The following is a 26,255-nucleotide window of genomic DNA, read 5'->3' as shown; positions in this document are numbered from 1 at the left end:
TGTAGGTTTGACTGAATGACGTTGTCCGCAATGGGCCACTCGGCCCTGTCGCTGCGGGACACTCTAGCGGTCGCTTTGGCGGCATGCGCCGGAAGGGCCGACCGGCCGAAAAGGGCCGTGAGCGAATACTAAGGGGGCTCACGCCCCCTTCTCGAACTTCATGACCGGGATGCCCAGCTTCCTGGCCTTGTCAGCGAGGTTTTCCTGGATGCCATTGCCCGGGAAGACGAGGACACCCACGGGGAGCACATCCAACATCGCGTCGTTGCGCTTGAAGGGTGCGGCCTTGACGTGCTTGGTCCAGTCGGGCTTGAAGGCTACCTGCGTCACGCCCCGGGACTCGGCCCATTTGGCGGCGATGAGCTCTGCGCCCTTCCCGCTTCCTCCGTGCAGCAGGACCATATCGGGATATTTGGTCCGGACTTGATCGAGCTTGCCCCAGATCAGGCGGTGATCATTGAAGTCGGTCCCGCCGGTCAGGGCGACCTTGGGGCCTGTCGGAAGCATCACCTCGGTCTCGGCGCGGCGCTTGGCAGCCAGGAAATCGCGGCTGTCGATCAGCGCTGCGGTCATGTGCTGGCGGTTCACCATCGAGCCGGTGCGTGGGCGCCAGGTGGAGCCCGTGTGATGGACGAACTCGGTCGCGGCGTGATCGCGCATCATGTCCATGCAGTTCCGACGTTCGATCAGCGTCAGACCTTCGGCCGTCAGGCGCTCGAGTTCGGTGGATTTCACCTCGGAGCCGTCCTGCTCGCGCTGGAGGCGGCGCTGCGCCTGCTCGTTCTCGTCAAGCGACCGCTCAACCCTCGCCGTGGCGCGGTGGAAGAGGTTGACCTGGCCCCAGAGCACCTCTTCGAGGTCGGGTTCCATGCGGGTGTCTTCCAGGGTCGCGACGAGGGCATCGAAGATGTCGGCGACTGCGACTGCGAGGCGCTGCCCATCGGGCATCGGGCGCGGATCGGGCTCGTCGAAAGGGCGGTAGCCATAGAGCTGCAGCTCGTCGAGCGCATGGGCAGTCTGGGATGCGGTGTGGGCGGGTTCATAGGCGTCGTCGTGGGTGTGGATCGTCATCGGTTCTTGCCTCCGGGCCTGTCTTGTCCGCGCGTCATCCCTCGCGACCTTCATGGGCTGCGAAAGCCGTCACGGGGGAGGACTCTTCACCCCGCCTTCGGGGCCGGAACGCATGTGGAGGAGGACGGGGGGCGGCTGATTTGTTTCGCGATGCAAAGGCGGCTCTGCCGCCGGCGGAAATCAGTTGCCCCCCGTCCTTGAAGGGGCGGCCCCTTTGACGGTCGCCTGCCCATCTCTTGAAGGCCGCTCGGGGGACGAGTGGATGAGATTGCCCGGGAAGAGGCAAAGCGACGATCCACAGCCACGTCAGGACTCCGTGCCCCCTGCCCCGCTATCCCTGGTCCGCCCCCTGCGTGATGCTGCTCAGCACGACAGGCGATGCCGATCCTCTGGCCCGATCTGCCCTGCCAGATGCTGGCGCAGCGCTTCCTTGCCGTACGCCCGGAGATCATCGTTGAAATCACCGAGCCGCGGCTCCACCACCCGAACGGCAATCCCGGCCTCGGTTGCTCTGGCGCTCGACCTCTCTGCCGCGCGCTGCCCCGCCGGATCGCGGTCGATGGCGATGTAGAGGCGCTGCAACCCCTCCGGCAGCAGGACGGCTCCGAGGTGACCCGATGAGAGAGCGGCCCAGACGGGAAGGCCGGGGGCGGCCTCACGAACGGAGAGCATGGTCTCGATGCCTTCGCCGACAACGAGGATGTCATCACACGGGGTCAACCTGACGGCATTGCCAAGAAGGTGACCCATGGCCCGCCGCTGCGTCTTGACATCCGCTTTCCCATATCCGTCTGGCGCGAGCCAAGTGCGGTGCAGGCCCTGCAGGGCCCCTGCCCCATCGGTGATCGCGGCGATCAACGCCGGTCTGGGGAGGCTTCGGGTCTGGCCCTCATCCCGATGCCAGCACTTCGGGTGGAAGCGCAGGGCGCTCAGCCTGCCACCTTGAGTAAGGCCCCGGGAGCGGAGGTAGGTGTCGGCAAGTGTGCCTGCGACCGGCATCGAGGCTGCGAACAATCGCGCCGCCGCCGCCGGTGTGCCACCGGGGGCCTTGGCCTTCTTCGGCACTGGTGCATCCGGGAGGACCGGCTGCGGACGGCCAAGATGCGCCCGCGCCTCGGTCAGAAGTTCGGGAAAGCGGGAGATCCCGGTCCGCTTGCGGATGATGTCGAGAAGGTCACAATGTTCGCCCGTGGCGCCATCGGTGAACTTGCCAGCAGCGCCCGGCCCCGACGCGGGCCCCGTCAGCCGCACGAAGAGGGACCGGCCAGGATTGTTCTGCAGATCGCCCACGATCCAGTAGGACCCTTCCCGCCGTCCGGCGGGAAGGTAGGCGCGACACACGCCTTCGGCGTTTTCCGCGAGGGCTCGGATCAATTCGTCGGTCTCGGAATACATGGCTCAACAACCCTCGCGTGCATGTAGTCCCGTCACAGGACAACGTGCAAGCAGACGATCCAGCACGGCGATGCCGCCCGAGTCCGTCGGGCAGAACAGACGCAGCTTCCAGCTGATGATCTCCGAGAAGAAGCTATCGGCCTTGAGCCGGTCCTTCTGGGCTTCGGTGAAGCCAGAGAGCTCGATTCGGTTCACGCCCATGACGCGGGATCGGTGAAGTTCCATCCCCTCGGCGAGCCGCACCACGGTCTTGCCCTCCAGAGCGAGGGCATGGACCTGCGCCGCCGTGAGCTTCGGCGCATCGTCTGCCAGCGTGGTCGCGACCCAGGCGGGTGAGACACGGCGGCCGATGATGCGCTGGCCGTCATCGGTCTGCAGCCGGTAGACGCGGGTTTCGTCCTGGGGGAGTTGCTTCCAGATCGGCAGCAAGAGACCCGCCACGACGTGCAGCGTGGACTCGCTGAACTCGGGCACCTCGGCCAGCTCCGCGGTCCAAGCCGCACTGAAGGCCGCTCGGTCAGCTTCCAGCCAGTGAGTGTCCTCCATGATTTTGGCAGGCACGGTACTGGCCTCGGTCGGGCGGATCAGGCGCAGGCGCGGCTCGATGGTGCCATCGTCCAGCATCAGGCTGGTGGCGGGCGCCTGAACAGCCGCGCGTCCGGAGCGGCTGTTGACCAAGAGCCGCGCCTTCGGGTCATCGAGCCAGTCGAGTGCATCGGCCAACGAGGTCGGCGTGTTGCGCCGCTTCTCCGCGATGGTGAGGAGCTGGGTTTCCGCGCCGGAGCCCGGGTGGGTGTAGATCACCCGGGCATCCGTGACCCGGAAGCTCTCTGCCCGGAGCGTCTCGAGGCCGAGGTCGTGGACACCGGCCGCGATGGCGCCCTCGATCCGCTGGTCGAGTAGTTCCTCGAAGGCGAAGAACAGGACCGCCTGCATGTCGATCGTAAGCGCGAGCAGGCGATTGAGGAAGGTCGTGATCGGCGGCAGGTCGTCCTTCAGCCCGTTATCGTCGGTCAGGCTGAGACCGGTGGCATCCTCGAAGTCCCCAAGCGAGCAGCCTGCCACATCGCCGCGATAGATGCGGCGATAGAGCTGGCGCAGGGCGTCGCGGGCATAGAGGTTCTCCAGATTGTCCTCCGGCCGGAACAGCCCCTGCCCGCCGGTCTGGCGCTGGCCGCGCGTTATGGCACCTAGACCATGTCGCCGGTTTCGTCGACAATCCAAGACCCCGCGAGAGGCGGTAACAGAAGGTGTCGGGGCGCTTCGCACCCACGGCGGCGATGCCCATGGAAGGGAGCGCGGACACAGTCGAATCGAGTCGAGGATCGCGCGACTGGCCATACACGCTGCAAGCACGGTCGCACTTTTTCTGATCGAGACGTGGGAACGGAAGATGGAGCGCAGCCTGCCCAAGGCGGCAGAGTAGGCAGCGCGGACCTCGGAGCGCCAATCTGGGCATATGCTTGCTGCGGAGCAAGGCAAACGGCAGCCTCCAGGAACAGCATTGTCGAGGCTGAGCGGCAGCTTTGGTCCGACGGCATATGTTGGTTTGGGCTGAAAAGCTGACTGACGATGCAGGACCATTTGCTCACGAGTGCGACGTGGAGCGGTGTCGATCCTGGCCCCATCCATCATGCCGCAGACGGTCGCAATGCGTGAATTGCCATTGTCAAAAGGCTCGAAAAGCTCTGGCTGCAGTAGGAAAGTGTCGCGGATCACAAAAATCTACGACACGATGATAAACTATCTTTCTGTACCCGTTCGAAGGCGCCCTGAAAGCTCAACCATTTGAATATGCGCGATGACGTTGACCCACCGCCAGCGCCCAATCGGGTATCACTGGGGTTCCAGTCCATAGAGGAACGTGGGTCGCAGACGAGCCAAGAGGCAGGTTTTACGCCCTTTTTCCAATATTCGCGGGGAGCCACGAGCAAAACCCGCAATGCGGCGTCCTGCCCCCAACCTACGGCCCGTATGCCGGTCGCCCCAGCGATCGCCTCAGCGCGCTCAGCGTCGTGCTGAAGGAGTGACGGGACATGCTCAGATTCAGCGGGAGCGGTGGGCCGCAAGTAATCAACGCACGCTCAATCGACCAGGGATTGTCGTGATGGATTGCGGAGACAGCCGCATGCTCATCAATCCAAGTGGTTAGCAGCTCCTCATGCGTGCGCCCCATCCGAACACGGCCGCCTTCGTCACGATAGAGGTCGAAGCCAAGTTCCCCGTGCAACAGGGCGGCCAGCGACAACCGCAAGGTGGACGTGCGAACTGTGCCGTGTAGGTGATTCCGCCGCAGTCGTCTGAGCATGGGTGACGACGATCGACGTGGCGTCAGATTTATTCTGGGAGGCGCGATGCCGATATATAGTAGGCACTTCCCTTCTCGCTCGCTGCATCCATCCCGCGGCACCCGCGGGAGGCAACCGTCGAACCACCAAGCGTAGACCCCGTGAGTAATCGAGCGTTCTGCGATATGCCGGTGTAGAACACAAGGTCGCCAAAGTCTGTCCGGCGAGAGAAGCCCAGCCGATATCGAACTTAGACTAAGAGTCAAGTCTTCTGTCGAACTCGGACCTTCAAGATGGTGCATAGACGAGCTTTTCCGCTGGCTCCAGACGCCTGCCTGCGTACATCTTTTATGACTTATAGTCTATGGCCCGAGACCTCCCCGCCGTGACCCAGTCCGCGGATGTCCGTTCGCTCACGCGTCTCGAAAAATGTCCAAAGGATCAGAAGGGAGAAGAACCTCTCACAAGAGGAACTTGCCCATCGTGCTGATATTCATCAGACCTACCTGAGCGGCGTCGAGAATGGAAAACGTAACCCCTCCATCTTGGTAGTCGAGAGGATCGCAAACGCCCTCGGCGTCGACATCTCGGAAATCTTCAAGGCGGGCTAAGATTTCTCCTGACGCACCGCCGAGCCCGGTCTTATCGATCTTCATCGGCAACATAGGAGATCAGCATGACCGAGATTGTGACCCTCAAGGCCCTCTGCGACGAGTTGAAGCTGAACCCCCGCAAGGCGCGGCAGCGTCTCCGGGCGGCTTCAGTTTCGGGGGAACATCAGCAATTGATTGAAGGACGAAAATCCAAGGACGCCTGGCAGTGGGTGGCGGGCTCCACAGAGCTCGACGAAGCACGGAGGGTGCTTGCCAGCTAGCAGTCTGACCTCAATACGGCATGGCTCAAGCCGCAAGCATGTTTGCGCGGACAACGTAGCGCGACGCAAGACCCTACCTCGGTCAGCGCAGGGCGAGAGCCGCCTGAGGGCGGTGCGGCGTGGCAGCTGCAGCAACGCTGGGAAGCAGACACACATCCGACCGAGCCGGGGAAGTCCCGACGGCCAATCGACGCCCGGAGAGCTTTCCCAACCATTGCGGCCAGACGCGGCAGGTCAACCGGGCCGGGTGCAAGTTGGGTCATGGCGCCCTTCGTCCACTGCTCGCCCTTGCGGCCAGGGCGGTTCTCAGACGGCAGCTTCGGCCTCTCCATGCGGGCGACCGCACCGAGGTGGCCATCGCCGAAACCATCCATCACCGCGCACGCTTCATGCGCGCGACGAACGAGGCACCCGGCTGGACGTCGCAGTTCCGCGAACTGATAGGTGCCATCGATGCCAATTTAGACGACGCCACCGGCCGAGCGGACCTACTGGATCCTTGCGACTATCGCGCCTCCCAGGTCTTCGGGGCCGAGAGGCGTGCGGCGGGGTCAAACGGCATCACCTGGCCCAGCATCCGCATCCCCGAGGGCCACTACATCGCCATCTTCTGGCCCGACGTGATCCCCATCCCCACCAAAGGCGCGCATTTCGCCTATCACTGGAACGGAGCGGCAGTTAATTTCGTCAAGCAGCTGGACAGCGGCGAGGTCATGGAGGTTACCAGAGCGCTTGGCGCCTTTCATGCCTCAACTTCGATGAGCTGCATTAGCTTTGAAACAAAATAAGCATTAACGCATTCAATTGCTTCTCGTAGCGGATAACGGAAATGGCTGTCCAGGGCATCTCCCGGAATCGCTAGCGGCGGCGGCAAGGACATAAGACCATAGTAGAAGACGATGTGAACCTTTTCTGATTCTACTGGAAGCCCCAACTTTCGGCCATAATCATTTAAAAGCATCTGTGTACGAACGAGTTCTTCGTGAATAGTTCGTTTCTTGCCGGCGTCATAGGAACCATTACCGCGCTTGACATTATAGGCCTTTAGCGTGCGATCCTCTTCATCAAAGACCAAGACATCAGCACGCACGATGCGTTCACGGTCGCCATACGGCAGCCTCGCATCTAGCAACGATTCGAGACGTTCGGCGATTCGAACTTGCCGAAGGGACTCATGCGAAAGCTTGAACTCGTCCTCGGTCCAGACCCGCAGTCGCGGGCAGTCCTTGAGGCGCTCGAGCAGGGCCCGCTGCAGGATTGCACCATGCCGTTTGTAGGCGGAGCTCACGATCGATGTCGCCCGAGAATACTTGCGACCTGCAATGGGATCTTCACGAAACTCCGCCGCCGCCAACTTGCTGATAGCGTCATCGACGACGGGTCGGACTCGGTTGAAGAACTCCTCGAGCGCGGGTGGCACCGGTCCCATCGAACTCGCCATCGAGTGTTGATCCCTTGCTTGTTTTCTACCGGGGCCCTCCATATCGTGCCCAAGCAGGCCATTGATAACTGTAGATTAGTAAGGGACCGTCCACATGGCGAGCGTGGAATCGAACGAACAGCGCGTAGCGAACGACTTCAACCTAGAGCCTGATCCCCGTGTTTTGCCGATGCTCGGCGAAATCAACATCGATCAATGGCGTTGTGTGGCCGAACTCGTGGACAACGCGGTCGACGGGTTCCTGAAAGTCAGCCGCTCGGGAGGCTCGATAACGGGCGCTAAGGTGGACGTTCACCTGCCGAACGCCGATTCGCCAAGCGCGGCGGTCCGGATCATCGACAATGGCCCCGGCATGTCACCGGAAACACTTGAACATGCGGTTCGTGCTGGCTGGTCGGGCAACAACCCTATCGACAGCCTCGGTCTTTTCGGCATGGGGTTCAACATCGCCACTGCTCGGCTAGGCTCTGTCACCGAGGTTTGGACAACTAGAAAGGGAGAGCCGGAATGGCACGGCCTCCTGGTCGATTTCGACAAGCTACGGCAACAACGGCATTTTCGGACGCCACACCTTCGTCGCCCGAAAGCAGAGTCCGACCAGCACGGTACAGAAATCACCATCAAGCAACTGAAGCCAGAGCAGCGAAAGTGGCTCGCCAAGAGCGCCAACCAGACCTCCATCAGAAAGCGCCTGGCGCAGGCATACTCATCAATGCTTCGCCCAAACGGTCTGCCGATCAGTTTCGACTTGTTCATCAACAACAAGCGTGTCGAGGGGAGACGGCATTGCGTCTGGAACGCGGACCGGGTGGTCCCAGGTCCAGGCGGGACAGAGGTTCCTGCGGTGATCAGGATTGATCACGCGCTCGCGGACCGTTGGTACTGCATCAACTGCATGAGTTGGCTGGTTGATGCGCAGTCCAGCGAACCCTGCCCAAACTGCGCAAGCACCGATACCGTGGTAAAACGCGAGCGCCGAGTTACCGGTTGGATTGGGATTCAGCGTTACCTCGATCAGTCGGAATTTGGGATCGATTTCATTCGAAATGGGCGGAAGATAGAAATTGCCAACAAGGATCTCTTTATCTGGAGTGATGACGAAAGCGAGGAAACCGAATATCCGATTGACGATCAGAGGAACCGTGGACGCATCGTCGGCGAGATCCATATCGACCACTGCCGTGTGAGCTATGCCAAGGATCGCTTTGACCGGGCGGATCCGACATGGAATGAAATGCACCACGTCATTCGAGGGGAAGGCCCTCTTCGCCCCGAGAAAGCAAAAGATCTGGGGTTCGGGACCAACGAGTCCCCGCTTTTCGCGCTCTTCAAGGCGTTTCGGCGCACGAGCCCTCAGTCTAAAGCCGCCGGAGCCTATGGCCGAATCCTGATCGTGAAGGATAACGCCCGCGCGTCGGAGATGGCGGCGTCATTCCACGAAGGTAACCCTGATTATCAGGATGACACAAAGTGGTACGAGCTGGTGGAAGCCGCCGACCGCGAGCTGCTGTATGGCTCAGGCAGCGGCGGCGGCCAAAGCACCACCCCGACGGTTGGTGGAACTGGCGTGCAACTTCCGGTTGGCCTGCTCGGCGGGGCATCGACCGCAGGCGCGCCTTCAATCAAGTCGATCGCGCCCGCAGTCGCACCTTTGCCTCCAGCTCCCACGTCCAGGACGGAGGCCCCAGCGCTGAGCCGCAGATATCATCATGTCGGAACGGGCATGAAGTGGAACGTCATTGCCTACGAAGTGGAGAACAAGGACCCCGAACTGCCCGCCGGTTCGCCTTGGTCTATGCCATTGGGCGACATTCCAACGAAGACCTATCACTTCCTCTTCAATCCACGGCACCCGGCCTTCGACTCGATTACCCTGACCCCGCTGGACGCTTTGCTCGCGCACCTGGCGCACATGACGGCCGATCAAATTCGAAACACCACCCAAGACCCCGGCTTCGTGCAGATATTCGCCGACTTCCGGGCATCATATGGCCTAGAAACAGCCCTCGACCTAAAAACCCTGCCAAGCGCTGCGGGGTCCGTCTTGGCGGATGTCGCCCGCGGCATCATTTCTGCCTGCCCTGAGGCGGAACGGCCTTCGCTATTCAACGAGTTGGGCCTCCAAGTCCAGAACGCGGTGATGCGGGCGCTGGCGGCGAAGAAGATCATGCCTTCGGAGGCGACTGGGAACGGCAATTTCCTGATGTCCGGGCCGTTGGAGGTGATCCGAATGGTCGTCGAGAAACGACCCGACCTTTGCTTTGAAGGAAAGCTATGGGACGCGCCCTACGCGGATCTCGACTACGGCGATCCGCAGATCACCGATGAGGCGCGCTACAGCGTACTTGCTCGGTATTTGGCCCTGATCGACGACGCGATTTGGCTTACAAAGCAGGACGTCAGCGATCTCTCCTCCAGTTCTCGCGCAGAAATAATAAGAGCGGTGATGTCCCTCGAGCTACTGAAGCCAGACGTCGAGTTGGCGCTATGAACTGCTTTCTCGACGACAGGCGACTCTTGCGCGGGCCGTGGCAAGCCTTCGAGCGCGACGTTGCTCGGCTCTTGATGCATGCTGGCTTCGACGACGTGCGTGTCGTTGGTGGTACCGGCGACAAAGGCGCCGATGTCGTTGGAGTGAAGAACAACCAGACTTGGGTTGTGCAGTGCAAGCACACCACCACCTCTCCACCGACCAAGTATGCGGTCCAGGAAGTCGTCGACGCAGGCACATACTATTCGGCGGATCGCATGCTCATCGCGACTTCGAGAGCCGTGGGCGCGGGGGTGCAAACGGAGATCGACCGGTTTAGCCGCATCGGCATAAACGTTGAGTTGTTGGATCCGGCCCGGCTGGCAGCGTTTGCGAGGGAAGTCCCCGAGTACCCGAACTCGAGACGGGAACTCCGTGCCTACCAACAGCATGCCGTAGAGAAGTTCCGGGAAGGCCTCACCGATACGGGCCGAGCTCAAGTCGTACTTGCGACGGGTCTTGGAAAGACCGTTGTCATGGCCGAGGTCGTAGCGGACCTGTATCGCGATGGCCTCATCCGCGACAACAGGGTTCTCGTCCTGGCGGACAAGAGAGAGCTAATTCGACAGCTTCAGGCCGGCTTCTGGCATCAACTGCCAAAGTGGCTTCCAACGCACCTTCTTTCGGGCGACGAGACACCGTCATTCTATGACGGAATCACGTTCGCGACCGTGCAAAGCATCATCGGCCGCATCGATGATTTGCCGAGCTTCGGACTGGTACTCGTCGACGAAGCCCATCACATCGGATCGTCGAGCTTCCAGCGCGCGATCGACGCACTCAAGCCACCCATGGTTGGCGGAGCTACAGCCACCCCTTGGAGGGGTGATGGTTTTGATATCGACGAAATATTGGGCAAGCCGCTTGTTCGTCTCGGAATTTCTGACGGCTTGAGGGAAAAACATCTGAGTGAGGTCGACTACCGCCTGTTGGCCGACAATGTCGACTGGGGCTTTGTCCAGGAGATCTCCGCGCACAATTATTCCCTGAACCAGCTGAACAGGAAGCTCCTGATCCCGACCCGTGACGAAGAGGCGGCCCGTCACATCGCCGAGGTCTTCCGCGGCGAGAGGCGGCGCAGCGGGATTGTGTTTTCACCTACGGTCGACCACGCGGAAAGCTTTGCGGGAACGTTGCGCGGATACGGCTTGCGCGCTGAGGCAATCTCTTCACGACAGGAAGCGCGTGAGCGAGACCGGCTCATGGCCATGTTTCGGCGTGGTGACGTCGACATCCTGGCAAGTGTCGACTTGTTCAACGAAGGTGTCGACGTCCCCGATGTCGACCTCGTCGTGTTCATGCGTGCGACCCATAGCCGACGGATCTTCGTCCAGCAACTTGGCCGTGGGCTTCGCTTGGGCAAAGAAAAAGACAAAGTCATTGTCATGGATTTCGTCACGGACCTGCGGCGTGTCGCGGAAGTGATCGAGCTTGAGAAGGCGGCTACGGGCCCGATCGAGCGACTCCCTCTGGGTCACAATCTCATCAATTTTCGCGATGCTTCAGCCGGCAGCTTCATGCTGGAATGGATGAAAGACCAAGCGGATCTGATCTTGCGGGAGGGGGATGCGCAGCTTGAGATCCCAAAATTTGAATTCCCGTCTCCCCCCATGCCAGGTAGTGTTGAATGAGCGTCCCTCCAAGCATTCGCCGCGAAGTGAAAGAACTCCTGTGGCAGGAGGCCGATCGGCTCAGTTGGTCGGCACTCACCGCCTCGGACAAGTCGCGGTACTATTCCGTGTGGACCGAGACGGAATGCATCGGGGGAAAGCTCGGGCAGTACATGGACCCGCGGAAAGTTCGCGTCTACATTAAGGACACACTGCTGAAATCCTACGCAATGGAGGCTTCCGCAGATCCAGGGAAGATCCTCAAGGTGCTTGGGATCGGCGAGGACGCGACCATCGCGGTGACTTATATCAAGCCACACGGTTGCCTTCTCTCCGATGGTCGCCAAATTGCGTGGAGCAGGGCATCCGAGTGGAAGGCAACGTTGATGGCCCTTCACGAGCGGGCATTTGGCGAAGGAGAGGCATTCTCTGCCGTACTGACCGAATCCGCGTCCAGGTTCAGTGACCGTTCCGAACGCGCGGTCGTGGAAAGCGCCGCCAATAAACTCGGCCTTAAGAAGCTGATTTGGTTGGATTAGCAGGTGTCCGCCCCGGACATCGGAAACCCGTCAGATTTCGTAGGTTTCGGGCTATGGTGGCACATGGACACGTTGAACCCGGCACAGCGAAGCGAACGGATGAAAAGGGTGCGAGGGCGCGACACCAAGCCTGAGCTGCTGGTTCGTTGCCTCGCACACAGCATGGGATATCGCTTCAGGCTACATCGTCGCGACCTTCCCGGCACCCCCGACCTGATCTTCCCGTCGCGCATGAAGGTGATCCAAGTGAACGGTTGCTTCTGGCACAAGCACCTTGATCCAAAATGCCCCCTGGCCAGGCTCCCGAAATCGAAGCTGGACTTTTGGGGTCCGAAGCTGGAAACGAACAGAAAACGCGACGAGCGGAATCTCGCTTCGCTTGCGGCACTGGGTTGGAGCACGCTGGTGATTTGGGAGTGCGAGACCAAGCACCGCGAGGACCTAATGGCGAGGATCAAGGAGTTCCTGGGATGATGAGGTCTGTCGAGCTGTTCGTGGGAGCTGGCGGACTGGGGATCGGCGTCAGCCAAGCAGGCTTCCGGCCTGCCGCCGTGATGGACTGGGACCGCTGGGCTTGCGACACCCTCCGCGAAAACAGGGAACGAGGCCTTGATCCGATCGCGCACTGGCCGATCCACGAAGGCGACGTGCGCCAGTTCGATTTCGGCAAAATCAACGGCACCGTCGACTTGGTTACTGGCGGCCCGCCGTGCCAGCCATTTTCAATGGGCGGACGCCATCGGGCGTTCTTGGACAGTCGAGACATGTTTCCTCAGGCGATCCGCGCGGTTCGTGAACTCCAACCTCGGGCGTTCATCTTCGAGAACGTGAAGGGTCTGACGCGCAGCAGCTTCGCCAATTACCTAGAATACATCCGCCTTCAGCTCACCTATCCAGACCTCGTCGCCAAGCAAGAAGAGGAGTGGCTTGCGCACTTGGCGCGGCTGGAAGAACACCATACGAAAGGCAACGTGCGGGGATTGCACTATCGGGTCGTCATGAGGGTTCTGAATGCAGCCAACTATGGTGTGCCTCAACGTCGCGAGCGCATTTTTCTTGTTGGCTTCCGAGCAGATACTGGAATTGAGTGGCATTTCCCGAATCCTGCCTACTCCCGCGATGCGCTCCTCTGGTCCCAATGGCGTGACGACGTCTATTGGGATTTGCATCGTGTCGCTCGCAAGCATAGACCTGTCGATAACGCGGCCAAGTCACGCGCGATGAAGCTCAGCGAAAGACCGATCGATAAGCCTTGGCTAACGGTTCGCGATGCGATCTCTGATCTTCCAGATCCCGAGTTGTCGCCCGGGACAGCGCAGGGCTTCCATGATCATCGTTTCCAGCCTGGGGCTCGTTCTTACAAGGGACACACCGGAAGTCCCTTGGACGAGCCCGCAAAAACGCTGAAGGCGGGTGTCCACGGCGTTCCAGGAGGGGAAAACATGCTGCGCCGCGCAGATGGCTCGGTGCGCTATTTCACTGTACGCGAAAGCGCGCGTCTTCAGACCTTCCCTGATGACATGGTGTTCCACGGCGCATGGTCCGAAACGATGCGGCAGCTGGGAAATGCTGTTCCATGCCAGCTGGCGCGCATCGTCGCGTCCGGTGTTCGAGGCCGACTGTTGGCCGCCGCAGTGAGTTGAGCGCCTGATCCCAAGGATCCGACGACCAAGCCACCTCGATCTCGGGCCGTCGCGTGGCCCGGGAACTGACCGCGCTGATCGAACGTCGCGGCAGGCCCGGGATGATCGTGTCGGACAACGGCACGGAACTGACCTCGAACGCGATCCTGAGGTGGTGCGCCGAGCACAAGTTCGCATGGCATTACATCGCGCCCGGCAAGCCCATGCAGAATGGCTTTGTGGAGAGCTTCAACGGCCGGATGCGGGACGAGTTCCTGAACGAGACCCTGTTCCGCAACCTGGCCCATGCCCGCCATCTGATCACCGCCTGGGTCACGGACTACAACACCACGCGGCCCCATTCGGCCCTTGGCTACCAGACCCCCGCAGGCTTCGCCCTGCACCTGACCAACGCAATCGCCCGACCCGCTGCACACGATGAGAGTTCCGCGCGCCGGGCGATTGCTCAAACCGCGCCGACAGGCGTAAATGACCACAGGACTCCGGTCGTGGCTGGATGATAAACCAGTGGCAGGTCAGGCTCAGCGCGACTGACTCGTTCGGCTACTCAATCGCCATCCGAAGTCATTGATACCCCAGTGATACCCAGCACGCGATGAAGCTTCGGAAGTGGCAGGCCAACTCGCGCAAAATATCCAGCGATTTCAGGAGATTAAGTGGTGCCCAGAGCCGGAATCGAACCAGCGACACGCGGATTTTCAATCCGCTGCTCTACCAACTGAGCTATCTGGGCACCGTTTGGTGGGCGGGTGATACTCAAGCTGCGGGGGGCTGTCCAGAGGGAAAGCGACGCTATTGGCGAGGCTTTTCCGATTGCTGCGGATCGACCGGGTCTTTCTCGGCATCGCCCGGAATGGCATAGCCGCCGCCCAGCCAGCGCGCGAGGTCCACATCGGCGCAGCGGCGCGAGCAGAAGGGGCGATAGGCCTGCACGGTTTCCTTGCCGCAGATCGGGCAGCTCATCGCCCCGCCCCCGGCAAAAGGCCCGCCAGCGGCAGGCGGTCGCGGCGGCGGGTCAGCTCGTAAAGGCCCAGCGGCGTCCATCCGGCAAGATGCGCCTCGCCCTCGGATTTGAAGGCGGCCTTGATCACCTGGTCCAGGATGTGCCGCTCCTTCTTCGGGATCGGGGCGAAATCCACCACGACCTGCCCGCCCAGGCCGCGCAACCGCAACTGGCGCGGCAGGTCGCGGGCGGCCGCGACATTGGCCTTCAGCGCCGCCGCGGGCGAGGTGTCGGGGCCCGTGTTCACATCCACCGCGACCAGCGCGCGCGTGGGCTCCAGCCACATATGCCCGCCACCGGGCAGCTCGACGCGCGGCGCCAGAAGCGCATCCAGCGCCTCGTGGACGCCATGGTCCGCCAGGGCGCCCTCCCCCTCGGCCACTTCGTCAGGTTCGGGGTCGGTCCAGTCCCGCAGGGCCAGGTCATGGGCGCCGGGACCGTCGAGCAGAAGTTCCGGCCCGCCCTGAAGATCGCCCAGCATCGCCTCGGCCAGATCGCGCATCTGGGCGATGTCGGCGGCGATGTCGTCCTCATCCGCGCCCAGACAGGCCGAACGCAGGATCAGGCCCAGGCCCTCGTCCGCCCCGGCCATTCCGGCGCTGGCAAGGCCTTCCAGCGCGTCGCGCGCAGCCTCGTCGCGGATGCGGCGGCTGATGTTCAGGCCGGGCGCGCCGGGGGTGACGATGGCGAAGCGCGACTTGAACAGAAGCCGCGTGGTCACCGGCAGCGCCTTGCCCGGCTCGGCGGGGCCGGTCACCTGCACCAGCAGGCGCTGGCCGGGCGAAATGCCCGAGACCTGGCGCAGAAAACCCGACAGCCCGCCGGGCAGCGACACGAAAAGGCCGCCCTGCCCTTTCATCGGACGGTCGGCGACGGCGCGGTAGATGGCGCCGGGAAGCGGCTCGTCCCCGGCCGGGTCCAGCGCCAGCTCTTCCAGATGCCCATCGACCATCAGGGCCGCGATCTCGCGCCCGTCAAGATGGTCCAGCACCAGCACGCGGCCTTTCATGCCTGCCTCCAGACCGGATAACCCGCCGCGGCCAAAAGCTGCGCGGTTTCCGCCACCGGCAGGCCCATGATGCCCGAGAATGTGCCAGAAATCCAAGGGATGAAGGCTCCGGCCAGGCCCTGGATGCCATAGCCGCCCGCCTTGCCCTGCCATTCGCCGCTGGCGAGATAGGTGTTCAGCTCGACATCCGACAGGCGCTTCATCTTGACCGTGCTTACGCTTTCGCGCGCCCAGATGCGGTCGCCCCGGCGCACGGCGACAGCGGTGATCACCTCATGCCGCCGCCCCCCCAGCAGGGTCAGGAACGCGGCCGCCTCGGCGGCATCGGCAGGCTTGCCCAGGATGCGGCGGCCCAGGGCCACGGTCGTGTCGGCGCAAAGGATGATGTCATCGGCATCCGCCGCGACCGCCAGCGCCTTCTCGCGCGCCAGACGGGCCGCATAGGGGCGCGGCAATTCGCCCTTGCGGGGATCCTCGTCGATGTCGGGGGGCAGGATCGCATCGGGCACCAGGCCCATCTGCGCCAAGAGCTCTTTGCGGCGCGGGCTGGCGCTGCCAAGGATCAGTCGCAAGGCTGGGCCTTACTTGAAGCGATAGTTGATGCGGCCCTTGGACAGGTCATAGGGGGTCATCTCCACCTGCACCTTGTCGCCCGCCAGAACACGGATGCGATTCTTGCGCATCTTGCCTGCCATCGTCGCGATCAGTTCATGGCCATTGTCGAGTTCGACCTTGAATGTCGCGTTCGGCAAGAGTTCCTTCACGACACCGGGGAATTCGAGAATGTCTTCCTTGGCCATGGTCACTCCGAAAAGGGGTTGGGCCCGCGGGAGCCGCAGGCCTTGTGGCCGGGCATATGCGCCCGCTGCGGCGGATATTCAAGCGGAATCTGACCGATCCCGTCTCTGCCCGGTCAGAGCGCGCGCATCCAGAATTGCAGCGGCTTCGCCGTTTCGACGCTGTCGCCCAGATCGCGCCAGCTAAACTCGGCCATGACGCCCGGCAGCGGCGCATAGCCCCGCTTGCGCCAGAACGCGTCATTGGTGCGCGCATAGGCCGGGCGCAACGGGTGATCCTCGGGCCGCTTGACCGAACAGAAGGCGACATGGCTCCGGCCAAGCGCGCGGGCATGGGCTTCGCGCAGATCGAAGAAGCGATGACCCAGGCCACGGCCGCGATAGGCGGGCAGCAAGACCGATTCCGCGCCGTAATAGATGCTCTCGACCGGCAGGCCGATCCGCGCCAGCGGTTCGGCAAAGGCCTCGGCATGGTCCTCCATCGGCGTCGCGGTCGAGGCGCCGATCAGCCGGTCGCCGTCGAAAGCGCCGACCAGCAGCGCGCCGGGACTGTCGCGGTAGGTCTGAAGATAGGTCCGCTCATATTCAAGCGAGCCGTCATACAGATAGGGCCAGTCGCGGAAGACGGCGATGCGCAGCGCGGCCACGCCGTCCAGCGCCGCCTCAAGCGCGGCGCCGGTCAGGGCACGGACGGTCACATCGCCCGGCGCGCTCACTTGGAAACCTGCGCGATCCAGTCGTTCAGGTTGTAGAAGGTGGTGATGCGCGCGATCTTGCCGCCCTTCACGTCGAAAAACCCGCCGGCGGGCAGGATATAGGTCTGTCCCTTGGCTTCGGGCAGGCCGGGATCGGTTTGCAGATAGGTGCCATGGACGACAAACTCTGCCGCCGCCCGGTCGCCCGCATCATTGGCAAAGATCACCATGTCCTTGAGCTGTTCGCGATAGCTCACGCCCATATGGCCGCAGAATTCGGCAAATTTCTCGCGGCCAATGCGATGCGCGCCTTCGTTCACCCGATGCTCGACATCATCGGTCACGCAAGCCAGCATGCCCGCGGCATCGCCGGCATTGAAAGCATCGTAATAGCGCTGGATCAGGGCAAGGGTGGTGTCGCGGCTCATCGGGGTCTCCATCTCTTCCATCCCCTGACTAGCCCGAACAGCGGCCCCCCGCCAAGGCGGCAGGGGACCATATCAGACGGATTTGCGACCGATCAGAGCGCCTTGACCGCCGCGGCAACGGTTTCGGCCATCGGCGTGGTGGGGCGTCCGATCAGGCGGCTGAGGGTGTGGCTGTCATCGAACAGCGCGCCATGGCCCGACTGATAGTCGCATTCCGCAAGCGTGGCCGCGAACCCGGCCGGCAGACCGAACCCTTCCAGCGCCTTGGCATAGTCGGCTTCCGACAGGTTCACATAGGCCACCGGCTTGCCCGAAGCCGCCGCAACCGCCGCGGCAAATTCCGCCCCGGTATGGGCCGTATCGCCCGCAAGCTCGTAGACCCTGTTGTCATGCCCCTCGCCCAGCGCGGTCACCGCGATGGCCTCGGCATAATCCTTGCGCGCCGCCGAGGAAATCTTGCCCTCGCCCGCGGCACCGATCACAGCGCCATGCGCAATCGCCGCGCCCAGCGCACCCGTGTAGTTCTCGGTATACCAGCCGTTGCGCAGCAGCGTGCTCGTCAGACCCGCGGCCTTCAGCGCCTCTTCCGTGGCCGCATGGTCACTGGCCAGCGCCTTCATCGCCGAACTGTCGGCGCGCAGGATCGAGGTATAGACCACCCGCTTGACGCCGGCCGCCTTCGCCGCCGCGATCACCCGGCGATGCTGGCCGACACGGTCGTTGAAGTCATTGGTCGAGATCAGGACAAGAACATCGACCCCCTTCAACGCCGCCGCATCAGCCCTGAAATAATCAAAGGCCCGAACTTCAACGCCCAGATCCGCGGCCTTGGCCGGGTCACGCGCCAGCGCGATGGGGGCGGCGCCGCGCGCCTTGAGCGCGGCAATGGCAAGGCGGCCCAGTTGTCCGGTGGCCCCGGTCACGGCAATCGTCGTCATGGTCTTTCTCCTCTTCCCCAGCGGGGTCATGCGATGGGTCTTGACTCGCATGATTACTTACGAAAAAGAAGTACGCACGTTTTTGTAAGTATATGGCAGGGCCGCACATGACCACGGCATCCGACGCACAGGCGCTGATCGCGAAATGGGAGCATGGCAATGTCCTTGCCGCCGATTGCCCCTCGCGCCCGGTGCTGCAACATCTGACCAGCCGCTGGGGCACGCTGGTCATGCTGGCGCTGACGACCGGGCCGCACCGTTTTTCCGCCCTGCGGCGGCGCGTGGCGGGCATCAGCGAAAGGATGCTGGCGCAGACCCTGCAAGAGCTGGAAGCCGACGGTTTCGTCCTGCGTGTGGCCCTGCCCGTGGTGCCACCGCATGTCGAATACAGTCTGACGCCTCTGGGCGCAGAAGCGGCGGATCATGTCGTGGCGCTGGTGCGCTTCGTCGAGCAGCACCTGCCCCGCATCCTGGCCCCGCGCGCGGCGGCCTAGCGGCGCGCTGTGACGGAGCGTCTTCGGACAGGAAAGGCCCGGCCTGCCTGACGAGACATAACATCTATCGGTCGTTCGGCCCCTTGCCCGCAAGGATTCGCGGCGCGGCCTTGGCGATGCGCGCCTTGCGCGTGGTGGCCTGTTTCGCGCCCGTGATGTGCACCAGCCAGCCGCGCTGGCGGCCCGGCGTCAGCCCGGCCCAAGCGGTCGCCAGCGCCGGATCTCCATCCAGCGCATCGGTCAATTCGTCCGGTGCCGCGATCGCCTGGCCTTGCGAGAAATCCACCGCCTCGCCGCGCGTCTCGGCCAGGATGGCTGCATCAAGAAAGCCGCGGATCGCCGGGGCCGCGGCCTTCACCTGCGCCGCATCGGTGAAGTTCAGCACCCGCATCGCCCGCGAATTCTCACCCGGAGCCTGCAGCAGCCCCTGCGGATCGGGCAGAAGCGTGCCCTTGAAAAAGCCGATGGCGGCACGGTCCGTGAAGGACCACAGCGTCGCGACATTGCCATCCGCCAGGCAATAGCAGGGCGAGCGCCATTTGAACCGCTCCTCCAGGCCCGCGCCCAGAACCAGTTCCCGCAGCGCGCCCAGCGCACCGTCATGCGGATCGGCCTTGGCAAACCAGGCCGCGACCTTGGCGTCTTCCATTCTGCTCCCCCTGCGCTGTCCGGGCATCCTGCGCCACTGGCGGGCCAAGTCCAGCGCAGCTTTCGCCACCTAGCCGGCGGCGGCGAATTGCAGCCGCAGATGCGCGCCCCGCGGCGCGGGAACGCCCTCCACCGTCGCGCCATGCGCCGCGAGCAGGTTTGACAGGATCGTCAGCCCCATGCCTGTGCCGCCCTCGTCCCGCCTTGTCGTGAAGAAGGGCTCAAAGATCCGCGCGGCCAACGCCGCCGGTATGCCCGGCCCGTCATCCTGCACGTCCAGGACCGCCCCGTCCGCGCCCGTCTGGGCAGTCAGGACCAGCATTTTCGCCCCGGCCTCCTGCGCATTCTGCGCCAGATGATGCAAGACGATTGCCATACCTTCGGAAGACATTGGCAAGACCAGAGTTTCCCCCGCCAGACGGATCATCAGGGCGGGGTGATCTTCGCGCAGCCTGGCCACCAGCGCGGCCAGGGTGGTCGTGCCGAAATAGCGCGTCTCGCGTGCCCGGGCGGCATCCCGCAGAGCCGAAAGCTGGCCCTCGATCTGCCGTGCGGCCCCGGCAAGTCCTTGGAGAAGCGCGGTTTCTTCTGCCCCGCGCGACGGGCCATCCTCCAGCATCTCGACCGCCGCGACGATCGCCGAAACCGGGGTCTTCAGCTCATGGGTCACATGGTCGGAATAGGCGCGCAAGCCCGCCTCGCGGTCGCGCAGCGCCGTCGCCATGGCCACCACCGCCTGCGCCGTGCGATGCGTCTCCCGCGTGCCGAAATGCTCGGGCGGCAGCGGCGCCGCCGCGCCCTGTGCCGCTATCGCATAGGCCTCTAGCGCGCGGATCGGACGCAGCAGCAACCGCAACAGCAGCCAGCCCAGGAGGCCCGTCGCGCCCAGGATCAGCAGGGCCAGCACCAGCGCCGTCTCGCGGCGACCCAGATCGGGCCCCAGCGTGCGCAACACCAGCAGCCCTGCCAGCGACAGGGCGAGCGTGCCGCACAGGGCCCCGCCCAACACGAAAGCCAGCGAGGGCCGCCAGCGCCGCCCGCTCATTCCGCCGCCAGAGCCGGGCTCAGCCGCAGGCCCTGCCCATGCAGGGTCTCGATCGCCTCGGGCGCGCCCGCCACCGTAAGCTTGGCGCGCAGGTTGCGCAGATGGCTGTCCAGCGTGCGGTCGGAAACCGGGCTGCCCGCGCCCCAGATCGACTCGATCAGCCGCAGGCGCGGCAGAAGTCGGGCAGGCTGCGCCAGAAGCAGCTCAAGAATGCGGAATTCAGTCCCGGTCAGCGCCACATCCGCCACCCCCACCCGGCAGGCCCGCGCCGCCGGGTCCAGCCGGATGGCGCCATGGGCCAGCGGACGGCCGCCCGGTGCCGCCGCGCCGCTGCGCTTGAGGATCGCCTTGACGCGCGCCGACAGCTCGCGCGGCGAGAAAGGCTTGGTCACATAGTCATCTGCGCCCAGCTCCAGCCCGAGGATGCGGTCGATCTCGTCATCCCGCGCGGTCAGGAACAGGATCGGCACATCCGATGTGGCGCGGATGCGGCGGCAGACCTCGAACCCGTCGATATCGGGCAGGCCCACATCCAGGACGATCATCTCGGGCGCTTCGCGCGCCGCATGGATCAGCGCGCTGCGGCCATCGGCGGCGGTCAGCGTGGTTAGACCGGCGCGCTCCAGCGCCAGCCGCACCAGATCGCGCAGGCGAGGGTCGTCATCGACGATCAGGATCGCCATCTCAGGGTCCTCCCGTGCGGCCTTGTTCCGGCGGCAAGATAGCCGCCCCGGCGTCCAAGGTGAACGCCTCTTCGATCCGGCCCAGTTCCGGCAGCACCAGGCGCACCCCCTGCACCAGCACCAGCCCGCCCATCAGTACAAGCGAAAGCAGCAGGCAAAGAATAACCCCATGCCCGTCGCGCCCCTGTGGCGGCGATGGCAAGGCGCCGGGGTCTTCGGCCAGCCAGAATTCGCTGTCGCGGCAAGTCCTGCTCGTCATGGCATCTTCTCCTGTTGTGCCTGACAGGAGCTTGCCCCGCCGCCAGTGCAGGGCCGCAAGGCAAGACGTGCAGAAGACGTGCAGAAGACCTTGATCAGCCCGGCTTGCCTTCTTCGGCATAAAGCCGTTGCAGGATGCGCAGCGCGATCTCGCGGCTGCCCTTGGGCGAAGGGTGGACCAGATCGAAGTCGTGATAGGACCTGTCTCGATAGGGCACCAGATCCGCAATCGGCACGAAGACGAAACCAGGATCCAGCGCGTCCAGTCTGGCGAGCCGCGCGTCAAGGTCATTGGCCGCAGGCCCGCAGCCCTTGACCGGGCTCTGCAGGCCGGGATTCCGCAGATAGCCCACATAAAGCACCCGCGCGCCCTTGTCGCGCATCGACTTGACGAAGGCGGGGATGGCGCCCGAGCGACCGTCTTCCGAGATCAGCCGGTTGACCGTGCCTTTGCACAGGCTGCAGGCGCAGCCGAACAAAAGGTCATTGCCACCGCCATTCAGCACCACCCAGTCCCAGTCGCCATCGCGATACTGAGCAGTCAGCCGCATTCCGGCGGCGCCCGTCACCGGCAAGGGCCAGAAATAGCGCGCGCCGATGACCGAACGATCGACGACATCTTCGCCCGTCCCCGCCTCCAGCACCTGCCCGACGGACCGGCCAGAGGTGCGATTCCAGGCCATCATGGAATCGCCCAGAAGCAGGATGCGCGACGAGGCATCGCCCTGCGGAACGGCTTCGCCGCAGGCGGCAAGAAGCGCCAGCGACAGGATCAAGAACAGTCGGTGCAACAAGGTGAACACATTCCGGCAGCGGGCCCCCGCCCGTGCACCGATCCTGCCCGTAAGCCTGCGGGTCAACAAGGGATTCGCCGCCAGATTGCGCGTCGGCGCGGAAACGCTGCGTTCTCGCCCCATATCGAAGGCGGGCCTAGCCTGCGCCTCCGACATTCTCTTGCGCCACGGAAACCGCCTTCAGCACGGCCCAGACCGCCTGCCCAGGCCGCAGCCCCAGCGCCGTGACCGACCGGCGGGTGACGCGCGCCAGAATCGCGCTGCCTCCGGCATCCAGCCGCACCAGCGCTCCCGGCCCCTCGCCCATGCGGATCTCCTGCACCTGCACCGGCAGCAGGTTCAGCGCCGAGATCCCCGCCGGGCGGTCCAGCGCCAGCATGACATCCTGCGCCAGAATCCGCAGCCGCAGCTCGCTGCCCACCGGCGCCGCGACGCGTGGCAGGAACAGGGGCCCGGCGGGCGATTCCAACCGGGTCAACCCGTCTTCTTCCTGCGCCGCCACCCGTGCCACAATCACGGCCCCGGCCTCGCGCAGCCCAAGCGCGGGCGCGGTGGCCGTGTCGGCAAAGACCTGTTCCACCGGGCCGACCGCCGTCACCCGGCCCGCCTCGACCAGTACCACCGTCGTCGCCAGCCGCGCCACTTCGGCGGCGGCATGGCTGACGTAAAGAATCGGCAAGCCAAGCTGGTCGCGCAGCCGTTCCAGATAGGGCAGGATCTCGGCCTTGCGCGCCTCGTCCAGCGCCGCCAGCGGCTCGTCCATCAACAGCATCCGGGGCCGCGACAGGATTGCCCGGCCCAGCGCCACCCGCGATTTCTCGCCCCCCGACAGCGCGCCGGGGCGGCGGTTCAAAAGCGCGCCGAGGCCCAGAAGATCGGTGATGGCGGCCAGATCCGGGCCTGCGCCTTTCTGCGCGAAGAAGCGGCCGTACAGCAGGTTCTGCTGCACGGTCAGATGCGGAAAAAGCCGGGCATCCTGAAAGACATAGCCGATGCGGCGGCGATACGGCGGCAAAAAGACCCCAGCATCCGTATCGCACAGCACCGCGTCGCCCAGCGTGATCCGCGCCGCTTGCGGGCGGAACAGGCCCGCGACCGCGTTGACCACCGTAGTCTTGCCAGAGCCCGACCGCCCGAACAGCGCCGTCACGCCCGGCGGCGCGTCGAACGCCAGGTCGAGCGCGAAGCCCGCAAAGCGGTGTCGCAGCGCGACCGAAAGGGGGCCAAGGCCGCTCATGCGCCGGAAATCCGCCGCGCCACGGCCCGGCTGACCCATTCCGACAGGAGAAGCGCCGCCATCGCGATGGCCACCGCGACCAGCACCAGCCGCGCCGCCTGTGTCTCGCCCCCCGGCACCTGCAACACGGCATAGATCGCCGAAGGCAGGGTCTGGGTCTGGCCGGGGATGTTCGACACGAAGGTGATCGTGGCGCCGAACTCTCCCATCGCCTTGGCGAAGGCCAGGATCACGCCCGCCAGAATCCCCGGCAGGATCATCGGTAGGGTGACGGTCAGAAAGACGAACGGGCGCGGCGCGCCCAGCGTCCCCGCCGCCTGCTCGAGCTTCGGGTCCACCGCCTCGATGGCAAGGCGGATCGCCCGCACCATCAGCGGAAAGGCCATCACCCCCGCCGCCAGCGCGGCCCCAGTCCAGCGGAAGGCGAAGACCAGCCCGAACCACTGGTCAAGATAGCTGCCGACCCAGCCCTTGCGGCCAAAGGTCAGCAGAAGCAGATAGCCCGTCACCACTGGCGGCAGGATCAGCGGCAGGTGCACAAGCCCGTTCAGGACCTGCTTGCCCCAGAAGTCCCAGCGGGCCAGCGCATAGGCGACCAGCACGCCCAGAGGCAGGCTGACCAGCACGGCCCAGAAGGACACGCGCAGGCTCAGGGCCACCGCGCGCCATTCCTCGGGTGTCAGCCAATCCGTCATCCGGGCCTTCGGTCCTTGCAGCGGGTCAGTTCAGGATCTTGAAGCCCTGCGCCGCGAAGATGGCATCCGCCTTGTCGCCCGACAATGCCTCATAGAAGGCCTTGTCCGCGTCATCCGCCGCGCCGGTCAGCAGCGCGCCCGGATAAAGGATGGGCTTGTGGCTGTCTTCGGGGAAGGTGGCCACGACGGTCACATTGTCATCGGCCACCGCATCGGTCGCATAGACGATGCCATAGGGCGCCTCGCCCGTCGACACCAGCGCCAGCGCGGCGCGGACATTGTCGGATTGGGCGACATCGGCCTCGATGCCCGACCACAAGCCCAGGCTTTCCAGCGCCGCCTTGCCATATTGCCCGGCCGGCACGGAATCGACCAAAGCCATCGACAGCTTGCCGCCCGCCAGGAGCCCGGCCAGATCGGTGTCCTTGCCCAAGCTCACCGGCGGGGCATCCTTGCCATGGGCGATCAGCACCAGCGTATTGCCGAACAGGTCCTTGCGGGTGCCATCGACAGCGAGCCCCGCCTTTTCGACCTCGTCCATCCAGTTCACCGCCGCCGAAACGAAGATATCCGCGGGCGCGCCCTCGATGATCTGCTTGGCCAGCGCATTCGATCCGGCATAGGAAATCGTGACCGTATTGCCGGTCTCGGCTTGGAAGTCAGCGGCAAGTTGGTCCAGCGCGGTCTTCATCGAAGCGGCGGCGAAGACCACCACTTCTTCCGCTTGGGCCGCGCCGCCAAGGGCAAGCGCCAGAGGCAAGGCAAGGGTCAGACGCAAAGAACGGATCGACGGCAGCAGCATGGTACCTCACAGGGGATATGTTTCGCAGAACATATCACCCAGCAAGCCATCCATCCGCAAGCGCTATTTTCCGCCGGACATATCGACTTTCGGCGCAAGCAATGCCTCCAGCGCCGCAACATGCGGGGCCGCCGCGGCCGCCGCCTCGTCCAGCGCCGCTTGGTACAGTGCCAGGACGCGCGCACCCGCCTCGGTCAGCTGCGCGCCGCCTCCGCCCGGCCCGCCCCTTGCGCTGGATACCAGCGGCGCGCGGAAGGCGGCGTTCATCTCCTCGACCAGCGACCAGGCGCGCTTGTAGCTCATCGCCATGCCGCGCCCTGCGGCCGAGATCGAGCCGGTCTCGCGGATCAGGTCCAGAAGCCGCGCCTTGCCCGGCCCCAGCATGGCACCATCGAAAAGGATGCGAAGTTTCAATTCGGTCATGGCTGCACCCTGCCCCCTGCTCCCGCCTCTGGCAAGCGCGCGGCAAGGCAAAGGTTCTGCGAGGGGCCGGAATGCGCGAAATCCGGGTTGCGCCGGTCGGCCCACCGGATGAGCCCGGTCATCAGCCGCACCGGGTTAAGCGTGGCCGCGCGCCCGGGCCGGCCCGCATCGGGTGCTCCGCGCAGGCCCGGCGCCAGCCAGCGTTTCGGCAAAAGCCCGCCCTCCAGCAATGTCCGGCCAAGGCCATAGACCAGATTGTGCACGAAAGGCAGGCAGGCGCGGGTCATATGCAGCACCGGACCGGCCCGGAACCCCGCCGCCGCCACCTGGGCCGCCAGCAGATCCGGCGTGTAAAGCCGTTCGTGATTGGCCCAGATGCCCGCCAGAATGCCCCGCCGCACCGGGCGCAGGCGCAGCGCCTCGAGGACCCAGTTCACCGGATCCCAGGCCAGCGGATAATCGGCATGGGGCACGGTGACCAGCACCAGCCCGCCGGGCCGCAAGACGCGCGCCGCTTCGGCCAGCGCGGGGGCGGCATCGGACAGATGCTCCAGCACTTCCGACAGCACGACGGCATCGAAACTGGCATCGGCGAAGGGCAGTTTTTGCACCTGCGCCTCGACAAGCTCTGCACCCGTCCGGGCGGCGGTGGCGCGGGCGGCCGCAAGGGGACCCGGGTCGCTCTCGATCCCCACGGCGCTCAGGCCCAGGGCGGCATAAAGCGGAAAATAGAACCCCTGCCCGCAACCCGCATCCAGCACCCTGCCGCCTTGGGGCAGCGCCTGCGCCAATTCGCCCAATATCCAGCCCGCACGGCGGCGATAGGCCGGATCGGGCTCATCCGGGTAGAAACGGTCGAACAGATCGGTGCGCATGGCGGCGCGGCACTCCGGCATTGGCATGGAGCCTCGCGCG

At 64.3% G+C, this 26,255-nt stretch carries 31 protein-coding genes, 1 tRNA gene and 2 pseudogenes; 11 read left to right on the top strand and 23 right to left on the bottom strand.

Annotated features, from left to right (window positions below; genetic code table 11):
* Positions 1 to 138: 138 nt before the first annotated feature.
* From ACED67_RS07980 to ACED67_RS07970, 3 genes and pseudogenes are all read right to left on the bottom strand, one after another.
* Positions 139 to 1,071, bottom strand: a complete 933-nt coding sequence (locus ACED67_RS07980) for a DUF2493 domain-containing protein (RefSeq protein ID WP_395541038.1) — start codon at positions 1,069 to 1,071, stop codon at positions 139 to 141.
* A 363-nt stretch (positions 1,072 to 1,434) separates the two neighbouring features.
* Positions 1,435 to 2,466, bottom strand: coding sequence for a DUF7146 domain-containing protein (locus tag ACED67_RS07975; RefSeq protein ID WP_395541037.1), 1,032 nt, complete (start codon positions 2,464 to 2,466; stop codon positions 1,435 to 1,437).
* Positions 2,467 to 2,469: 3 nt separating this feature from the next.
* A pseudogene (locus ACED67_RS07970) lies at positions 2,470 to 3,750 on the bottom strand (strawberry notch C-terminal domain-containing protein); the annotation flags it as partial.
* Here ACED67_RS07970 and ACED67_RS07965 point away from each other — a divergent pair.
* The gene (locus ACED67_RS07965) at positions 3,650 to 3,892 is read left to right on the top strand and encodes an abortive infection family protein (protein WP_508436218.1); all 243 of its coding nucleotides are present in this window, start codon (positions 3,650 to 3,652) and stop codon (positions 3,890 to 3,892) included. The pseudogene ACED67_RS07970 and the gene ACED67_RS07965 sit on opposite strands and share 101 nt — an antisense overlap.
* A 537-nt stretch (positions 3,893 to 4,429) precedes the next feature.
* Here the strand turns inward: ACED67_RS07965 and ACED67_RS07960 are convergent.
* Complete coding sequence (locus ACED67_RS07960; RefSeq protein WP_395541036.1) at positions 4,430 to 5,056, bottom strand: GIY-YIG nuclease family protein; 627 nt, start codon at positions 5,054 to 5,056, stop codon at positions 4,430 to 4,432.
* A 99-nt stretch (positions 5,057 to 5,155) separates the two neighbouring features.
* Here ACED67_RS07960 and ACED67_RS07955 point away from each other — a divergent pair, with 99 nt between their 5' ends.
* From ACED67_RS07955 to ACED67_RS07945, 3 genes are all read left to right on the top strand, one after another.
* Positions 5,156 to 5,365, top strand: a complete 210-nt coding sequence (locus ACED67_RS07955; protein WP_395541035.1) for a helix-turn-helix domain-containing protein — start codon at positions 5,156 to 5,158, stop codon at positions 5,363 to 5,365.
* Positions 5,366 to 5,430: 65 nt separating this feature from the next.
* Complete coding sequence (locus tag ACED67_RS07950; RefSeq protein WP_395541034.1) at positions 5,431 to 5,628, top strand: hypothetical protein; 198 nt, start codon at positions 5,431 to 5,433, stop codon at positions 5,626 to 5,628.
* A 350-nt stretch (positions 5,629 to 5,978) separates the two neighbouring features.
* Positions 5,979 to 6,416, top strand: coding sequence for an RES family NAD+ phosphorylase (locus ACED67_RS07945; RefSeq protein ID WP_395541033.1), 438 nt, complete (start codon positions 5,979 to 5,981; stop codon positions 6,414 to 6,416).
* On the opposite strand, the gene ACED67_RS07940 is transcribed toward ACED67_RS07945, so the two are convergent.
* Positions 6,371 to 7,069: a hypothetical protein gene (locus ACED67_RS07940; RefSeq protein ID WP_395541032.1), complete on the bottom strand. Its 699-nt coding sequence runs from the start codon at positions 7,067 to 7,069 to the stop codon at positions 6,371 to 6,373. The genes ACED67_RS07945 and ACED67_RS07940 overlap by 46 nt on opposite strands.
* A 94-nt stretch (positions 7,070 to 7,163) precedes the next feature.
* On the opposite strand from ACED67_RS07940, the gene ACED67_RS07935 reads away from it, so the two are divergent.
* The 6 genes and pseudogenes from ACED67_RS07935 to ACED67_RS07910 all read left to right on the top strand — a co-directional run.
* Positions 7,164 to 9,560, top strand: coding sequence for an ATP-binding protein (locus tag ACED67_RS07935; RefSeq protein ID WP_395541031.1), 2,397 nt, complete (start codon positions 7,164 to 7,166; stop codon positions 9,558 to 9,560).
* Entirely contained in the window at positions 9,557 to 11,230 is a 1,674-nt protein-coding gene (locus ACED67_RS07930; RefSeq protein WP_395541030.1) for a DEAD/DEAH box helicase family protein, read from the top strand. Before ACED67_RS07935 ends, ACED67_RS07930 begins: the two co-directional genes overlap by 4 nt.
* Entirely contained in the window at positions 11,227 to 11,748 is a 522-nt protein-coding gene (locus ACED67_RS07925; RefSeq protein WP_395541029.1) for a hypothetical protein, read from the top strand. The genes ACED67_RS07930 and ACED67_RS07925 overlap by 4 nt, the downstream gene beginning before the upstream one ends.
* A 63-nt stretch (positions 11,749 to 11,811) precedes the next feature.
* On the top strand, positions 11,812 to 12,222 hold the full coding sequence (locus ACED67_RS07920; RefSeq protein ID WP_395541028.1) for a very short patch repair endonuclease: 411 nt from the start codon (positions 11,812 to 11,814) through the stop codon (positions 12,220 to 12,222).
* Positions 12,219 to 13,391: a DNA cytosine methyltransferase gene (locus tag ACED67_RS07915; RefSeq protein ID WP_395541027.1), complete on the top strand. Its 1,173-nt coding sequence runs from the start codon at positions 12,219 to 12,221 to the stop codon at positions 13,389 to 13,391. The genes ACED67_RS07920 and ACED67_RS07915 overlap by 4 nt, the downstream gene beginning before the upstream one ends.
* Before the next feature lie 32 nt (positions 13,392 to 13,423).
* A pseudogene (locus ACED67_RS07910) lies at positions 13,424 to 13,891 on the top strand (integrase core domain-containing protein); the annotation flags it as partial.
* Between the two features lie 157 nt (positions 13,892 to 14,048).
* Here ACED67_RS07910 and ACED67_RS07905 read toward each other — a convergent pair.
* The 8 genes from ACED67_RS07905 to ACED67_RS07870 form a co-directional block, all read right to left on the bottom strand.
* Positions 14,049 to 14,124, bottom strand: a tRNA-Phe gene (locus ACED67_RS07905).
* Between the two features lie 59 nt (positions 14,125 to 14,183).
* Positions 14,184 to 14,354 carry a DNA gyrase inhibitor YacG gene (locus ACED67_RS07900; protein ID WP_395541026.1) on the bottom strand — a complete coding sequence of 57 codons (171 nt, stop codon included), beginning with the start codon at positions 14,352 to 14,354 and terminating at the stop codon, positions 14,184 to 14,186.
* The gene (locus ACED67_RS07895; protein WP_395541025.1) at positions 14,351 to 15,403 is read right to left on the bottom strand and encodes a ribonuclease E/G; all 1,053 of its coding nucleotides are present in this window, start codon (positions 15,401 to 15,403) and stop codon (positions 14,351 to 14,353) included. The genes ACED67_RS07900 and ACED67_RS07895 overlap by 4 nt, the downstream gene beginning before the upstream one ends.
* Entirely contained in the window at positions 15,400 to 15,975 is a 576-nt protein-coding gene (locus tag ACED67_RS07890; protein WP_395541024.1) for a Maf family protein, read from the bottom strand. Before ACED67_RS07890 ends, ACED67_RS07895 begins: the two co-directional genes overlap by 4 nt.
* 9 nt (positions 15,976 to 15,984) lie before the next feature.
* On the bottom strand, positions 15,985 to 16,203 hold the full coding sequence (gene infA, locus ACED67_RS07885) for a translation initiation factor IF-1 (protein ID WP_045389309.1): 219 nt from the start codon (positions 16,201 to 16,203) through the stop codon (positions 15,985 to 15,987).
* A 113-nt stretch (positions 16,204 to 16,316) separates the two neighbouring features.
* Positions 16,317 to 16,898 carry a GNAT family N-acetyltransferase gene (locus ACED67_RS07880; RefSeq protein ID WP_395541151.1) on the bottom strand — a complete coding sequence of 194 codons (582 nt, stop codon included), beginning with the start codon at positions 16,896 to 16,898 and terminating at the stop codon, positions 16,317 to 16,319.
* A gap of 14 nt (positions 16,899 to 16,912) precedes the next feature.
* Positions 16,913 to 17,323, bottom strand: coding sequence for a ketosteroid isomerase-related protein (locus ACED67_RS07875; RefSeq protein WP_395541023.1), 411 nt, complete (start codon positions 17,321 to 17,323; stop codon positions 16,913 to 16,915).
* 92 nt (positions 17,324 to 17,415) lie between these two features.
* On the bottom strand, positions 17,416 to 18,261 hold the full coding sequence (locus tag ACED67_RS07870; protein ID WP_395541022.1) for an SDR family oxidoreductase: 846 nt from the start codon (positions 18,259 to 18,261) through the stop codon (positions 17,416 to 17,418).
* Positions 18,262 to 18,368: 107 nt separating this feature from the next.
* Here ACED67_RS07870 and ACED67_RS07865 point away from each other — a divergent pair, with 107 nt between their 5' ends.
* Complete coding sequence (locus ACED67_RS07865) at positions 18,369 to 18,755, top strand: winged helix-turn-helix transcriptional regulator (RefSeq protein WP_395541021.1); 387 nt, start codon at positions 18,369 to 18,371, stop codon at positions 18,753 to 18,755.
* 64 nt (positions 18,756 to 18,819) lie between these two features.
* On the opposite strand, the gene ACED67_RS07860 is transcribed toward ACED67_RS07865, so the two are convergent.
* From ACED67_RS07860 to ACED67_RS07815, 10 genes are all read right to left on the bottom strand, one after another.
* Positions 18,820 to 19,404, bottom strand: coding sequence for a YdeI/OmpD-associated family protein (locus tag ACED67_RS07860; protein WP_395541020.1), 585 nt, complete (start codon positions 19,402 to 19,404; stop codon positions 18,820 to 18,822).
* 69 nt (positions 19,405 to 19,473) lie between these two features.
* Positions 19,474 to 20,448, bottom strand: a complete 975-nt coding sequence (locus ACED67_RS07855; protein WP_395541019.1) for a sensor histidine kinase — start codon at positions 20,446 to 20,448, stop codon at positions 19,474 to 19,476.
* Positions 20,445 to 21,131 (bottom strand): response regulator, encoded by a 687-nt coding sequence (locus ACED67_RS07850; protein WP_395541018.1) that lies wholly within the window; start codon positions 21,129 to 21,131, stop codon positions 20,445 to 20,447. Before ACED67_RS07850 ends, ACED67_RS07855 begins: the two co-directional genes overlap by 4 nt.
* A gap of 1 nt (position 21,132) precedes the next feature.
* A complete protein-coding gene (locus tag ACED67_RS07845; RefSeq protein ID WP_395541017.1) occupies positions 21,133 to 21,390 on the bottom strand; it encodes a hypothetical protein in 258 nt (85 codons plus the stop codon).
* Between the two features lie 94 nt (positions 21,391 to 21,484).
* The gene (locus ACED67_RS07840; protein WP_395541016.1) at positions 21,485 to 22,180 is read right to left on the bottom strand and encodes an SGNH/GDSL hydrolase family protein; all 696 of its coding nucleotides are present in this window, start codon (positions 22,178 to 22,180) and stop codon (positions 21,485 to 21,487) included.
* Between the two features lie 139 nt (positions 22,181 to 22,319).
* Positions 22,320 to 23,420, bottom strand: a complete 1,101-nt coding sequence (gene modC / locus ACED67_RS07835; RefSeq protein WP_395541015.1) for a molybdenum ABC transporter ATP-binding protein — start codon at positions 23,418 to 23,420, stop codon at positions 22,320 to 22,322.
* Entirely contained in the window at positions 23,417 to 24,115 is a 699-nt protein-coding gene (gene modB / locus ACED67_RS07830; RefSeq protein ID WP_395541014.1) for a molybdate ABC transporter permease subunit, read from the bottom strand. The genes modC and modB overlap by 4 nt, the downstream gene beginning before the upstream one ends.
* A 25-nt stretch (positions 24,116 to 24,140) precedes the next feature.
* Positions 24,141 to 24,917, bottom strand: coding sequence for a molybdate ABC transporter substrate-binding protein (gene modA, locus ACED67_RS07825; protein ID WP_395541013.1), 777 nt, complete (start codon positions 24,915 to 24,917; stop codon positions 24,141 to 24,143).
* 63 nt (positions 24,918 to 24,980) lie between these two features.
* On the bottom strand, positions 24,981 to 25,340 hold the full coding sequence (locus tag ACED67_RS07820) for a winged helix-turn-helix domain-containing protein (RefSeq protein WP_395541012.1): 360 nt from the start codon (positions 25,338 to 25,340) through the stop codon (positions 24,981 to 24,983).
* Positions 25,337 to 26,242: a class I SAM-dependent methyltransferase gene (locus tag ACED67_RS07815; RefSeq protein WP_395541011.1), complete on the bottom strand. Its 906-nt coding sequence runs from the start codon at positions 26,240 to 26,242 to the stop codon at positions 25,337 to 25,339. The genes ACED67_RS07820 and ACED67_RS07815 overlap by 4 nt, the downstream gene beginning before the upstream one ends.
* Positions 26,243 to 26,255 lie beyond the last annotated feature (13 nt).

The organism is Neotabrizicola paludis, from assembly GCF_044142105.1.
In the GTDB taxonomy this organism is placed as follows: Bacteria; Pseudomonadota; Alphaproteobacteria; order Rhodobacterales; family Rhodobacteraceae; genus Pseudogemmobacter.
Note: the sequence above shows the minus strand (reverse complement) of the source record. Positions and strands in the feature narration are given on the sequence as shown.